This is a genomic window from Pseudomonas sp. 22490 (assembly GCF_052044465.1).
Classification (GTDB): domain Bacteria; phylum Pseudomonadota; class Gammaproteobacteria; order Pseudomonadales; family Pseudomonadaceae; genus Pseudomonas; species Pseudomonas aeruginosa.
The window spans coordinates 23659-35504 of record NZ_JBQENS010000017.1 but is presented as its reverse complement, the minus strand read 5'-3'; the positions used below and the strand labels follow the sequence as shown (position 1 = coordinate 35504).

Sequence of the window (11846 nt, the reverse complement as noted above, 5' to 3'; positions counted from 1 at the left end):
CTATCCGCCGTTACGCCGGATTTCACGGCGGATAACCGCGAGCGGTTATTCGCCCTACGGGGGCGTGTCGAGGGTTGGGCAGCGCCGCAGGCGCACGCCTTGCGTAACGGCTCGCCGTCTCTTCGGTGTCTCAAGCCACCGCGTAGTAATGCTTGACGAAGCCGCCGTCGGCAACCTCCCAGAGCACCGGGGTGCCCTTGCTGACGAACCAGCTGTCGCCGGCCTTGTAGAGCGTGCTCTGGCCGGTGGACTCGTCGGTGAGGCGGACCTCGCCGCTGACCACCGTGGCCTGTTCGCTGAACGGATAGGTCATGCGGAACTTGCCGGCGGTGGTGCCGAAGTAGGCGGCGCTGACCGGGTCGGTGGGGGCTCCTGCGGTCATCTTGCCGAAGGCTTTCACCTCGCCTTCGAGGATCTCCGAGCCGAGGTCGGCGACGCTGCCCCAGGCGTCCAGTTCGTCGAGGGTGATGCCGTGGCGGATGGCGGTAATGGCCATGGGAATGCTCCTTGTAGAGTGATCGGTAGGTTTCAGCGCCGGCCGTTCCAGTAGCCGGAGAGCTGGTGCCAGGTCTTGCCCGCGCTGAGCAGCAGCGGGCGGAAGTGGTCCTTGCCGTGGATCGGGATGCGGCGCACCGAGCTGAGCAGGTCGTAGCGCGCCGAGCCTTCGCTCATGCCTTCGGCGAGGACCTTGCAGACGATGTGGCTGGGGGTCACGCCGAACCCGGAATAACCCTGGACGAAGAACGCGTTGGGCCGCCCCGAGAGGCTGCCGATCTGCGGGAACAGGTTGGCGCTGCAAGCCATCGGCCCACCCCAGGCGAGGTCGATGCGGATGTGCTCCAGGTAGGGGAAGATCTTCAGCATCAGCTTGCGGTTCCAGGCCTTGAGGTCGCCGGGGATGCGTTCGACGAAGGGTGTGGCGGCGCCGAACAGCAGGCGGTTCTCGTTGGTCACCCGGTAGTAGTCGATGACCGGGCGGATGTCGCTGTAGGCGCCGCGGATCGGGCTGATCCGCTGGATCAGTTCGTCCGGTAGCGGCTCGGTCATCATCTGGAACGCGTAGGTATTGATGGTGGTGCGGTGCAGCTCGGGTTCGAGCCGGTTGAGGAAGCTGTCGCAGGCCCAGAGCAGCTTGTTCGCGGTGACCGAGCCCTTGGCCGTGCGCACGCGGATGCGCTCGCCGTATTGCACCTCCAGCGCCGGGCTGTATTCGAATATCCGTGCGCCGAGGCCGGCCAGCGCCTTGGCTTCGCCGAGCAGCAGGTTGAGCGAGTGCACATGGCCGCCGCCCATGTGCAGCAGGGCGCTGCCGTAGGCGTCCGAGCCGATGATCTGGCGCACCTCGGCACCGTGCAGGTAACGGATCTCATGGGGCGAGCCGAGCGACCGGAATTCCTTTTCCCAGGCCTGCAGGGTCTTCGCCTGGCGTGCGTTGAAGCCCATGTAGCCGTAGCCGTGGCAGAAGTCGGCGTCGATGGCGTACTTCTCGATACGGCCCTTGATGATGTCGGCGCCGAGGTCGCTGATCTCGAAGATCGCCCGCAGGCCGTCCTCGCCGACATCCTTGCGGATCTTCTCCAGGTCGTGGCCGATGCCGGCCATGATCTGCCCGCCGTTGCGCCCGGTACCGCCGAAGCCGAGGTGGCGGGCCTCCAGCACGACGATGTCGGTGATGCCGTGCTCGACCAGCTCAAGCGCGGTGTTGATCCCGGAGAAGCCGCCGCCGATCACCACCACGTCGGCGTCCAGGTCGGTTTCCAGGGAGGGGAAGGACAATTCGTACTTCTTGGTCGCCGTGTAGTAGGTCGGCGTCTCGATGTTGATCATGGATGCGGCCTGGCAAGGGGTGGATGTACCTATTAGACGCTCCGTGGCCGCCGCGGTCTTGTTCCTGTCTGCCGCCGGCTTGACCGGCCCTGCCAGGCGCGCTTCAGCCCAGCGTGGCGATCACCCGTGGCGCGACGAAGTCGATGAAGGCGCGCAGCTTGGGCGAGACTTGGCGGCCGGACGGCCAGAGCAGGAAGAATTGCGCGCGGCGCTCGCAGAAGGCGTCGAGGACGCTGACCAGGCGTCCTTCGCGCAGCGCCTCGCGGATCGAGAAGTCCGGCAGGCAGGCGATGCCCTGGTCGCGCAGGGCGAAGCAGACGCGGGTCTCGATGTTGTTGCAGACCATCGACACCGGGATCTGCGGCGGGGCTTCGCCGTCCGCGCGGCGCAGCGGCCATTCCTCGAGGCGGCCGGTATTGGGGAAGCGGTAGTGCAGGCAGGTGTGTCGCAGCAGGTCTTCCGGGCAGCGCGGCGTGCCGTGGCGGGCGAAGTAGGCCGGCGAGCCGACCAGCTTCAGCTGGAACTCACCCAGTTCGCGCATGGACAGCCGCGAATCCACCGGCTGGCCGGTGCGCAGGACCACGTCGAAGCCTTCGTCGACGACATCCACCACGCGATCGCTGAAGTCGAGGTCTAGCTCGATGTCCGGATAGGCCTGCATGAAATCGGCGAGCGTCGGCAGGACCAGCCCGCTGACCAGCGGCAGGCTGACCCGCAGGCGCCCGCGCGGGGTCTCGCGGCTTTGCGACAGCTCCAGCTCGGTGGCTTCGATCTCGGCCAGGATGCGCCGGCTGCGCTCGAGGAACAGGCTGCCTTCGGCGGTCAGGGTGATGCTGCGGGTGCTGCGGTGGAACAGGCGCACGCCGAGTTTCTCTTCCAGGCGGGCGACCCGCTTGCCCACCGCCGAGGCGCTGACGCCGAGGGTCCGGGCGGCGCCGACGATGCTGCGGGTCTCGGCGACACGGACGAAGACGGTGAAACCGCTGAGGCTGTCCATGCAAGGCTCCGATTACGGACATAACGGTCCGGATAGAACGGAACTCTATCCGTCTTTTTCCGCTTTTGCAGCGCTCTTAGCCTGTCCGCATCCTTCATCTGCGGAGAGTCCCGCATGTCCAGTTTCGAACGAGAGCCAGGCTGCGGCCTGGCGGAACATGTCGATCAGGTGATCGAGGCGGCATTCGCCGACCAGCGCCTGGTGGGGGCGGTGGTGCTGGTGGCACACCGGGGGCAGTGGCTCTATCGACGGGCTGCCGGCCTGGCCGACCGCGAAGCCGGCCGGATAATGGGCGAGGACAGCCTGTTCCGCCTGGCCTCGGTGAGCAAGCCGATCGTCAGCGTCGCGGCCCTGAGCCTGGTGGACGAGGGCCGGCTGGCCCTCGATGAGCCGATCGCCGACTGGTTGCCGGCGTTCCGTCCGCGCCTGGCCGACGGCCGCGAGGCGCGCATCACGCCGCGGCAGTTGCTGAGCCACAGCGCCGGCCTCGGCTATCGCTTCCTCGAAGCCGACGCAGACGGCCCCTATGCCCGCGCCGGGATTTCCGATGGCATGGACCTGCCGGGTTTCGACCTGGCCGAGAATCTCCGTCGCCTGGCCTCCGTGCCCTTGCTCTACGAACCCGGCCGCGCCTGGGGCTATTCGCTGGCCACCGACGTGCTCGGCGCGCTGGTGGAGCGGGTCGACGGGCGGCCGCTGGCGGAAGTGCTGCGGCAGCGGGTCGGGATTCCAGCCGGCATGCGCGACAGCGGCTTCCTCTGCGCCGACGCGTGCCGACTGGCGGCGGTCTACGTCAGCGACCGGCCACGCCCGCGCCGAATGGCCGGGCGGGAGACCGTGGCGCCGTTCGAGGACAGCGTCGGCATTCGCTTCGAGCCGAGTCGGGCTTTCGAACCGTCTGCCTATGCGTCCGGCGGGGCGGGGATGATCGGCAGCGCCGGCGACGTGCTGCGCCTTTTGGAAATCCTTCGCCAGGGCGGCGCGCCGTTGCTGACGCCTGGCCTGGTGGAGGAGATGGGTCGCGACCAGGTACCCGGCCTGGAACTGCCGGCCAATCCCGGTTTCGGCTTCGGCCTGGGTTTCTCCGTGCTGCGCGACCCGGCTATCGCGCAATCGCCGGAGGCTCCCGGCACCTGGCGCTGGGGTGGCGCCTACGGGCATTCCTGGTTCGTCGACCGGGCCCGCGAACTGTCGGTGGTGGCGCTTACCAACACCCTGTTCGAGGGAATGTCGGGACGCTTCGTCAACGACCTGCGCGACGCCGTCTACCGTTCCGCGGAGCTGCGCTGATGGGACGCCGCGAAGCATTTCCGGAGAACGCCGGGGCCGCTGCGTCGGCCGTGGCGCCGCGGCTGCCGCTGAGTGCGCTGCTGGCGATGGCGATGTCCGGCTTCGTCGCCATTCTCAGCGAAACCCTGCCGGCCGGCCTGCTGCCGCAAATCGGCGCGGGGCTGGCGGTCAGCGAGGCGCTGGCCGGGCAACTGGTCAGCGTCTACGCCTTGGGTTCGCTACTGGCCGCGCTGCCGGCGGCGAGCCTGACCCAGGGCTGGCGGCGGCGCCGGGTGCTGCTGCTGGCGCTGCTGATCTTCTTCGTCTGCAACAGCCTAACCGCCGTTTCCTCGGATTACCGCCTGACCCTGCTGGCGCGCTTCGGCAGCGGCGTCGCCGCCGGCCTCGCCTGGGGCCTGCTGGCCGGCTACGCGCGGCGCCTGGTGCCGCCGGAGCAGCAGGGGCGGGCGCTGGCGGTGGCCATGCTCGGTGCGCCGCTGGCGCTGTCGCTCGGCGTTCCGCTGGGCACCTGGCTGGGCGGCCTGCTCGGCTGGCGCTGGGCCTTCGGCCTGTTGTCGCTGATCGCGCTGTTGCTGGTCGGCTGGGTGCTGCACAGCGTGCCGGACTTCCCTGGCCAGCCGGCCGGGCGGCGCCTGCGCCTGCTCGGGGTGCTGCGCACGCCGGGCGTGCGTCCGGTATTGCTGGTGATCGTCGCCTGGGTGCTGGCGCACAACATCCTCTACACCTATATCGCGCCGTTCCTCGCCAAGGTCGGCCTGGGCGCCTCGGTGGACCTGGCCCTGCTGGTATTCGGCAGCGCCGCGGTGGTGGGAATCTGGCTGGTCGGCGCGCTGGTCGACCGGCACCTGCGGCGGATGGTTCTGGCCAGCCTGGCGCTGTTCGCCGTGGCGGCGCTGGCGCTGTGCCTGGGCGCTCGCTGGAGCTGGCTGGCGTTCGCCGGCCTGGCCCTCTGGGGGCTGACGTTCGGTGGCGCGGCGACGCTGCTGCAGACCGCTTCGGCGGACGCCGCCGGGGAGGGCGCCGACCTGGCCCAGTCGATGATCGTGGTGGCCTGGAACCTGGCCATCGCTGGCGGCGGAGCGTTGGGTGGCATGGTGTTGCAGCGCTGGGGCAGCGAGATGCTGCCCTGGACCCTGCTGCCGCTGATCGGCCTGGCCGCGGCGCTGGCCTGGGGCAATGCCGCGCACGCGTTCCGCGTCGGCCCGCGCGGTTTCCTCAGGGCATCGTCCGAACGCCGGAAAGCGGCGGAATAGAAGGGCGGCGCCGGGCAAGGCAAAAAACGCGACGGGTCTTAGAACGTTTATTCACTTGGGTTATTTGGATAGGCCCAATTCGAATATCCATCGCGTCGAAATACCTGCCGCGACGATGCGCTCCTCCGTCATGCAGCGGAATCCGCTGTCATTGCGCCGAACGCCTTCGCTGCCTCGCCGGTAGCCGCCATGCAGCGCCCGGCGCGGCTGCTGCACTGGCATCTTGCCGGTGCGCCGGCGCTGCCTAGAATCGGCCCCAGTCGCACTTACCCCCGCTTCGCCTACAGGAGTTACCGCCATGATGAATGCCATGCAGATGCCGATGAACATGAATGCCGCCATGCCGATGATGCCCATGATGGGCATGCCGATGATGATGGCGAGCATGCAGTGCGAAACGATGGACGACGGCATGCTGTGCAAGATGATGCCGGCGATGGGCATGGACATGGGCCAGTTCCGCAACAGCGCCGAGATGATGGCGATGATGATGAACTGCGGCATGCCCATGATGATGCAGTGCGGCAACCTGGCGATGATGGGCATGTCCCAGGCCTGCATGGCGATGATGCCGACGATGGGCATGGGGATGGGCATGCCGATGATGGGCATGGCTCCGATGAAGTGCATGATGGAGTGCTCCATGCAGGGCGACGCCCTGCATTGCAGGATGATGCCGATGCAGGGCATGGACATGGAGATGTTCAAGAATTGCTGCATGCTGATGGCGAAGATGATGGAGTGCGGCATGCCGATGATGATGAGTTGCAACGGCATGCCGATGATGTGCTGCACCTGCTGATCCGTCGCCGGATGGAAAAGGCCCGCCCGGGATGACCGGGCGGGCCTTTCTTCGTCCATGGCAGCAAGGCCGGGGTCAGTCCAGGCGCTCCGGGTAGGTCATCACCAGGTATGCCAGGGCTTCGCTATCGGCGGGGTTGCGGTAGCTGTGCGGCTGGTCGGCGTAGAACAGGATCGAGTCGCCGGTGGCGAGCAGGAAGCGCTCTTCGTTGACCCGCACCTCCAGTACCCCCTGCGCCACCACCAGGTTCTCCTGGATACCGGGGGCGTGGGCTTCGGCGTCTTCCTGGCCGAGGCCGCGCAGGCGCAGTTCGTAGAACTCCACCTGGCGCGCCACATCGAAGGGGAACAGCGCGCGGCTGGTGAAGGCGCCGTCGGCGCTGACCAGGCGCTTGCTCTGTTGCGCCGGCAGCACGGCGACACCGGCGAAGGCGCGATCGTCGAGGAAGGCTGCCACCGACACCTTGAGACCCTGGGCGATCTTGCACAGCACCTTGATCGACGGCACGCTGCGCCCGGACTCGATCTGCGCCAGCATCGCCCGGCTGACACCGGAAATCCGCGCCAGGGCGTCCAGCGAGAGATTGCGCTTGCCGCGCAGGCGCAGCAGGTTGTGGGCGACGCGCTGGCCAATCAGATCATCGGGTTCGGTATGCACGCCGGCGGCCAGTTCCAGGTGGGCAACGCCATCGCTGGCGGGCAGGTTCATCGGTCAGGCCCGGCGGCTGCGCTCGTCGTGCCTGGCTGGCGGTTGCGGCACGGCGTAGCCGGCCCGCCAGGCGTACACCGCCCACATCATTTCGCCCAGGCGGCGTGCCTGGCGGCGCGAGCGGTAGCGGGCGAAATCGATGACGTTGTCGGTGCGGTCCATGAGGCATTCCTCGGGCGGCGGGTTCGATGGCAGCCAGACTATCCCTTCGCCGCTTAGAGCCATAAATACTAAGTTTTTATTTATTAATTCACTTTTGTGCTTACAAAGGGACGCCGAACCGTACGGAGCAGCATATTTATATTCTTTAAAGGTATTTAAATTAATTTTCTTATTCCAATAAATTAAAGGCTCTCGCGTACCTGCCGACCAATCGGCGCGCCGCACCGAATCCATGCCGCCTTGCGCGGTATCTCGTGCCTGGCGTGTCCGGGCTTGCGTGGGAGTCAGCGATGTCCGTTTCCCTTCCGGCGCCAGCGCGCGCCGACGTTCCTTTGCAGATCCGTGCCCTCGATGCCGCATTCGGCGCCGAGGTGCTCGGCCTCGACCTCGGGTTGCCCCTGGCCGCCGAGGACTTCCGCCGTATCCACCGGGCGCACCTGGACCACCATGTGCTGGTGTTCCGCGAGCAGCGCATCACCCCGGCGCAGCAGATCGCCTTCAGCCGGCGCTTCGGTGAGTTGCAGATCCATGTGCTGAAGCAGTTCCTGCTCCCAGGGCATCCGGAGATCCTCATCGTTTCCAACATCGTCGAGAACGGCCAGCCCATCGGTCTCGGCGATGCCGGCAAGTTCTGGCACTCCGACCTTTCCTATAAGGAGCTGCCGAGCCTCGGCTCGATGCTGCATGCCCAGGAGCTGCCGGAGGAGGGCGGCGATACTCTGTTCGCCGACATGCACAAGGCCTGGGACAGCCTGCCGGAAGCCCTGCGCAAGGCCATCGAGGGACGCACGGCGGCGCATTCCTATACCGCCCGCTACAGCGAACCGCGCTTCGAGGGCAACTGGCGGCCGACCCTGAGCGCTGCCCAGCTCGCCGAGGTGCGCGAAGTGGTCCATCCGATCGTGCGCACCCACCCGGAAAGTGGGCGCAAGGCGCTGTTCGTCAGCGAAGGTTTCACCACCCGCATCGTCGGCCTGCCGGCTGACGAGAGCGCCCAACTGCTCGCCGAGCTGTATGCGCACAGCGTGCGCCCCGAGCACATCTACCGGCATCGCTGGCAGGCGCATGACCTGGTGTTCTGGGACAACCGCTCGCTGATCCATCTCGCCGGCGGTTGCCCGGCACACCTGCGGCGCAAGCTCTACCGCACCACCATCCAGGGCGACGCGCCGTTCTGACGACGGCACGCGCTTCCCCCTTTTCGCCAGGAGCGTTTCCATGAACCGCATTCCCCGATTCACCCGCCTGGTCGCCGCGCTCGGCCTGGGTCTGAGCCTCGCCACCACGCTGCTGGCCAGCCGGCCGGCGCAGGCCGAGGGCGAGATCCGCATCGCCGAGCAGTTCGGCATCGTCTACCTGCTGCTCAACGTGGTCCGCGACCAGCGCCTGATCGAAAAGCACGGCCAGGCCGAGGGCCTGCAAATCAAGGTCGACTGGACCCAACTGTCCGGCGGCGCGGCGGTCAACGATGCGCTGCTGTCCGGGGCGATCGATATCGCCGGTGCCGGTGTCGGTCCGCTGCTGACCATCTGGGACCGTACCCGCGGGCGCCAGAACGTCAAGGCGGTGGCTTCGCTGGGCAACTTCCCCTACTACCTGCTGAGCAACGACCCGCGGGTCAGGAGCATCGCCGACTTCGGCGCCGGGGATCGCATCGCCGTGCCGGCGGTGGGGGTTTCGGTGCAGTCGCGCTTCCTCCAGTACGCCGCGGCTAAGCAGTGGGGCGACAAGCAGTTCGACCGCCTCGACAAGTACACCGTGGCGCTGCCGCATCCGGACGCCACCGCCGCGCTGGTGGCCGGCGGCACCGAGCTGACCGGGCATTTCTCCAACCCGCCGTTCCAGGACCAGGCGCTGGCCAACCCGAAGGTCCACGTGGTGCTCGACAGCTACGAGCTGCTGGGGCCGAATTCGCCGACCGTGCTGTTCGCCACGGAGAAGTTCCGCCAGGACAACCCGAAGACCTACCGGGCCTTCGTCGAGGCGCTGAAGGAAGCGGCGGCCTTCGCCCAGAACGACAAGGCGGCCGCCGCCGATACCTATATCCGGGTGACCGGGGCGAAGATCGACCGAGCCGCGCTGCTGAAGATCATCGCCAATCCGCAGGTGGAGTTCAGCGTCACGCCGAAGAACACCTATCCGCTGGCGGAGTTTCTCTACCGGGTCGGTGCGATCCGCAACAAGCCGGCCTCCTGGCAGGACTATTTCTTCCAGGACGGCGCGCCGTTGCAGGGGAGTTGAGACGCCGATGAACGCCGCCTCCCGCCAACCTTCCACGCTCCCCGCCGACGCCCTGCTGGCGGTGGACGGAGTCAGCCTCGAATACCGCACCCGCTCGCGCGTGGTGCGGGCCACCCAGCGGGTCAGCTTCGAAGTCGACCCGGCCGATCGCTTCGTCCTGCTCGGCCCGTCCGGTTGCGGCAAGTCGACCCTGCTCAAGGCGGTGGCCGGCTTCATCACGCCCAGCGAGGGCGAGATCCGCCTTCAGGGACAGGCGGTCAGGGCGCCCGGCCCCGACCGTATCGTGGTGTTCCAGGAGTTCGACCAGTTGCCGCCATGGAAGACCGTACGGCAGAACGTGCTGTTCCCCTTGCGGGTGTCCGGCCAGGTGACGCGCGACGAGGCCGAGCGACGCGCCGACGAATGCCTCGAGAAGGTCGGCCTGGCGGGCTTCGCCGAGGCCTACCCGCACACGCTGTCCGGGGGCATGAAGGCGCGGGTGGCGATCGCCCGGGCGCTGGCGATGCAGCCGAAGATCCTGCTGATGGACGAGCCGTTCGCCGCGCTGGACGCGCTGACCCGGCGAAAGATGCAGGAGGAACTGCTGCGCCTGTGGGAAGAGGTGCGTTTCACTCTGCTGTTCGTCACCCACTCCATCGAGGAGGCGTTGGTGGTGGGCAACCGCATCCTGCTGCTCTCGCCGCACCCGGGGCGGGTCCGGGCCGAAGTGCACGGCCACCCGTTCGGGCTGCACAGCCTTGGCGGCGAGCCGCTGCAAGCCGCGGCGCGACGCATCCACCGCTTGCTGTTCGACGAGGGCGGCGAACCGACGGCGGCCGCGACCCTCGACTTCGCCGATATCCGGCTGGCCCATTGAGCAGAGGAATCGATCGATGAGTCGAGTCACGCGCGTTCGCGAAGAATACGAAGTCCAGCTCGAACCCCTGCTGGAGGTCTCCCTGGAGCGGCGCCTGCCCCTGAGCCAGCGTCTCTGGCAACAGGGCTGGCTGCGCAAGGGGCTGATCCTGGCGCTGCTGGCGCTGGCCTGGGAGCTGGCGGCGCGGGTCCAGGGCAACGACCTGCTGCTGCCAGGCTTCCTGCAGACGGCCAGGGCCCTCGGCGAGGGCCTGGCCAGCGGCGAACTGCCGGCCAAGGCGGGGATCTCCCTGCTGGTGCTGTTCAAGGGCTACCTGCTGGGGATCGTCCTGGCCTTCGTTCTGACCAGCCTGGCGGTCTCCACGCAGTTGGGCCGCGACCTGCTCGGGACCCTCACGGCGATGTTCAACCCGCTGCCGGCGATCGCGCTGCTGCCGCTGGCGCTGCTCTGGTTCGGCCTGGGCCAGAACAGCCTGATCTTCGTGCTGGTGCATTCGGTGCTCTGGGCGTTGGCGCTGAACACCTATGCCGGTTTCCTCGGTGTCTCGGAGACCCTGCGCATGGCAGGGCGCAACTACGGCCTGCGTGGCCTGCGCTTCGTCCTGCTGATCCTGGTGCCGGCGGCGCTGCCGTCGATTCTCGCCGGGCTGAAGATCGGCTGGGCCTTCGCCTGGCGCACGCTGATCGCCGCGGAACTGGTGTTCGGCGCGAGCAGCGGCAAGGGCGGGCTCGGCTGGTACATTTTCCAGAACCGCAACGAGCTGTACACCGACAAGGTATTCGCCGGCCTGGCCGTGGTGGTGCTGATCGGCCTGCTGGTGGAGAACCTGGTGTTCGGCAGCATCGAGCGCCTCACGGTGAAGCGCTGGGGAGTGCAACGCTAGGGCGGCGGACGGGTGGAGTGTTACGGCAACTTTCTCGGCAACTGTTGCGCTGGCGCGGCGGCAAAGCGGAGTAACGTCTTGCCCGCACCCACTTCAAAGGATGGAACGAATGTCGCTCTCCGTGGATCTGCTGCTGGCGTTCTCCCTGTTCGCCTTCGTCACCTCCGTCACGCCCGGTCCGAACAACACCATGTTGCTGGCCTCGGGGGTCAACTTCGGTTTCGTCCGCTCCATCCCGCACATCCTCGGGATCAGTTGCGGCTTCTTCATCATGGTGATGGCGGTGGGCTTCGGCCTGGGCACGGTGTTCGAGGCCTATCCGGTGCTGTACACCATCCTGCGCTACGTCGGCGCGGCCTACCTGCTGTACCTGGCCTGGAAGATCGCCACGTCCGGCCCGGCCGGCAACGACCCGGAGGGACGTGGCAAGCCGTTGAGCTACTGGGGCGCGGCGGCGTTCCAGTGGGTCAACCCGAAGGCCTGGGTGATGGCGGTCGGCGCCATAAGCACCTATACGCCGTTGCAGGGCTACTTCACCAACGTGGTGGTGATCTCGACGGTATTTGCCCTGATCAACGCGCCGACCATCGGAATCTGGGCCGGTTTCGGCAGCATGCTGCGCAACGTGCTGCGCGATCCGCGCTGGCTGAGGGTGTTCAACGTAGGGATGGCGCTGCTGTTGGTCGCGTCGCTGTACCCGATCCTCGCGGAAAACCATTCGGCCTGACCTGTCACCACCCTATCAATTGTATTAGCTCGTAACTCGTCGCCATTTCGTGAAGAGTTTTTCGCTCGGTGCCCAGCCTCGGAAGGGGGAGAGCGATGCA

At 67.2% G+C, this 11846-nt stretch carries 13 protein-coding genes; 8 read left to right on the top strand and 5 right to left on the bottom strand.

Annotation, left to right across the window (positions count from 1 at the left end; all coding sequences use genetic code 11):
* Positions 1-130: 130 nt before the first annotated feature.
* The 3 genes from ACTJJX_RS19335 to ACTJJX_RS19325 all read right to left on the bottom strand — a co-directional run bounded on the left by ACTJJX_RS19335 (position 131) and on the right by ACTJJX_RS19325 (position 2824).
* Positions 131-496, bottom strand: coding sequence for a cupin domain-containing protein (locus tag ACTJJX_RS19335; protein ID WP_003111385.1), 366 nt, complete (start codon positions 494-496; stop codon positions 131-133).
* A 32-nt stretch (positions 497-528) separates the two neighbouring features.
* Positions 529-1827, bottom strand: coding sequence for an NAD(P)/FAD-dependent oxidoreductase (locus ACTJJX_RS19330; RefSeq protein WP_016852890.1), 1299 nt, complete (start codon positions 1825-1827; stop codon positions 529-531).
* 103 nt (positions 1828-1930) lie between these two features.
* Positions 1931-2824: a LysR family transcriptional regulator gene (locus ACTJJX_RS19325; protein ID WP_003113086.1), complete on the bottom strand. Its 894-nt coding sequence runs from the start codon at positions 2822-2824 to the stop codon at positions 1931-1933.
* Positions 2825-2938: 114 nt separating this feature from the next.
* On the opposite strand from ACTJJX_RS19325, the gene ACTJJX_RS19320 reads away from it, so the two are divergent.
* From ACTJJX_RS19320 to ACTJJX_RS19310, 3 genes are all read left to right on the top strand, one after another.
* Positions 2939-4114: a serine hydrolase domain-containing protein gene (locus ACTJJX_RS19320; protein ID WP_016852891.1), complete on the top strand. Its 1176-nt coding sequence runs from the start codon at positions 2939-2941 to the stop codon at positions 4112-4114.
* Complete coding sequence (locus tag ACTJJX_RS19315) at positions 4114-5367, top strand: MFS transporter (RefSeq protein ID WP_004343652.1); 1254 nt, start codon at positions 4114-4116, stop codon at positions 5365-5367. Before ACTJJX_RS19320 ends, ACTJJX_RS19315 begins: the two co-directional genes overlap by 1 nt.
* Before the next feature lie 298 nt (positions 5368-5665).
* Positions 5666-6169, top strand: coding sequence for a hypothetical protein (locus ACTJJX_RS19310; protein ID WP_003089400.1), 504 nt, complete (start codon positions 5666-5668; stop codon positions 6167-6169).
* Between the two features lie 75 nt (positions 6170-6244).
* Here ACTJJX_RS19310 and ACTJJX_RS19305 read toward each other — a convergent pair whose 3' ends face one another.
* Positions 6245-6826: a helix-turn-helix domain-containing protein gene (locus ACTJJX_RS19305; protein WP_004343646.1), complete on the bottom strand. Its 582-nt coding sequence runs from the start codon at positions 6824-6826 to the stop codon at positions 6245-6247.
* Between the two features lie 54 nt (positions 6827-6880).
* A complete protein-coding gene (locus tag ACTJJX_RS19300; RefSeq protein ID WP_003089396.1) occupies positions 6881-7039 on the bottom strand; it encodes a hypothetical protein in 159 nt (52 codons plus the stop codon).
* Between the two features lie 290 nt (positions 7040-7329).
* Between ACTJJX_RS19300 and ACTJJX_RS19295 the strand changes: the two genes are divergently transcribed.
* The 5 genes from ACTJJX_RS19295 (at position 7330) to ACTJJX_RS19275 (ending at position 11746) form a co-directional block, all read left to right on the top strand.
* The gene (locus ACTJJX_RS19295; protein WP_003113090.1) at positions 7330-8217 is read left to right on the top strand and encodes a TauD/TfdA dioxygenase family protein; all 888 of its coding nucleotides are present in this window, start codon (positions 7330-7332) and stop codon (positions 8215-8217) included.
* A gap of 40 nt (positions 8218-8257) precedes the next feature.
* Positions 8258-9280 (top strand): ABC transporter substrate-binding protein, encoded by a 1023-nt coding sequence (locus ACTJJX_RS19290; RefSeq protein ID WP_003089389.1) that lies wholly within the window; start codon positions 8258-8260, stop codon positions 9278-9280.
* 7 nt (positions 9281-9287) lie between these two features.
* Positions 9288-10136, top strand: a complete 849-nt coding sequence (locus ACTJJX_RS19285) for an ABC transporter ATP-binding protein (protein ID WP_003113091.1) — start codon at positions 9288-9290, stop codon at positions 10134-10136.
* A gap of 16 nt (positions 10137-10152) precedes the next feature.
* The gene (locus ACTJJX_RS19280; protein ID WP_003117834.1) at positions 10153-11019 is read left to right on the top strand and encodes an ABC transporter permease; all 867 of its coding nucleotides are present in this window, start codon (positions 10153-10155) and stop codon (positions 11017-11019) included.
* Positions 11020-11128: 109 nt separating this feature from the next.
* Positions 11129-11746 (top strand): LysE family translocator, encoded by a 618-nt coding sequence (locus tag ACTJJX_RS19275; RefSeq protein ID WP_003089383.1) that lies wholly within the window; start codon positions 11129-11131, stop codon positions 11744-11746.
* The last annotated feature ends 100 nt before the right edge of the window (positions 11747-11846 follow it).

Bases quoted from the DNA above. Each gene is read 5' to 3' on its own strand.
- ACTJJX_RS19285 (WP_003113091.1), top strand. From the start codon at position 9,288: ATGAACGCCGCCTCCCGCCAACCTTCCACGCTCCCCGCCGACGCCCTG.
- ACTJJX_RS19280 (WP_003117834.1), top strand. From the start codon at position 10,153: ATGAGTCGAGTCACGCGCGTTCGCGAAGAATACGAAGTCCAGCTCGAA.
- ACTJJX_RS19300 (WP_003089396.1), bottom strand. From the start codon at position 7,039: ATGGACCGCACCGACAACGTCATCGATTTCGCCCGCTACCGCTCGCGC.
- ACTJJX_RS19310 (WP_003089400.1), top strand. From the start codon at position 5,666: ATGATGAATGCCATGCAGATGCCGATGAACATGAATGCCGCCATGCCG.
- ACTJJX_RS19335 (WP_003111385.1), bottom strand. From the start codon at position 496: ATGGCCATTACCGCCATCCGCCACGGCATCACCCTCGACGAACTGGAC.
- ACTJJX_RS19290 (WP_003089389.1), top strand. From the start codon at position 8,258: ATGAACCGCATTCCCCGATTCACCCGCCTGGTCGCCGCGCTCGGCCTG.
- ACTJJX_RS19325 (WP_003113086.1), bottom strand. From the start codon at position 2,824: ATGGACAGCCTCAGCGGTTTCACCGTCTTCGTCCGTGTCGCCGAGACC.
- ACTJJX_RS19295 (WP_003113090.1), top strand. From the start codon at position 7,330: ATGTCCGTTTCCCTTCCGGCGCCAGCGCGCGCCGACGTTCCTTTGCAG.
- ACTJJX_RS19320 (WP_016852891.1), top strand. From the start codon at position 2,939: ATGTCCAGTTTCGAACGAGAGCCAGGCTGCGGCCTGGCGGAACATGTC.
- ACTJJX_RS19275 (WP_003089383.1), top strand. From the start codon at position 11,129: ATGTCGCTCTCCGTGGATCTGCTGCTGGCGTTCTCCCTGTTCGCCTTC.
- ACTJJX_RS19330 (WP_016852890.1), bottom strand. From the start codon at position 1,827: ATGATCAACATCGAGACGCCGACCTACTACACGGCGACCAAGAAGTAC.
- ACTJJX_RS19315 (WP_004343652.1), top strand. From the start codon at position 4,114: ATGGGACGCCGCGAAGCATTTCCGGAGAACGCCGGGGCCGCTGCGTCG.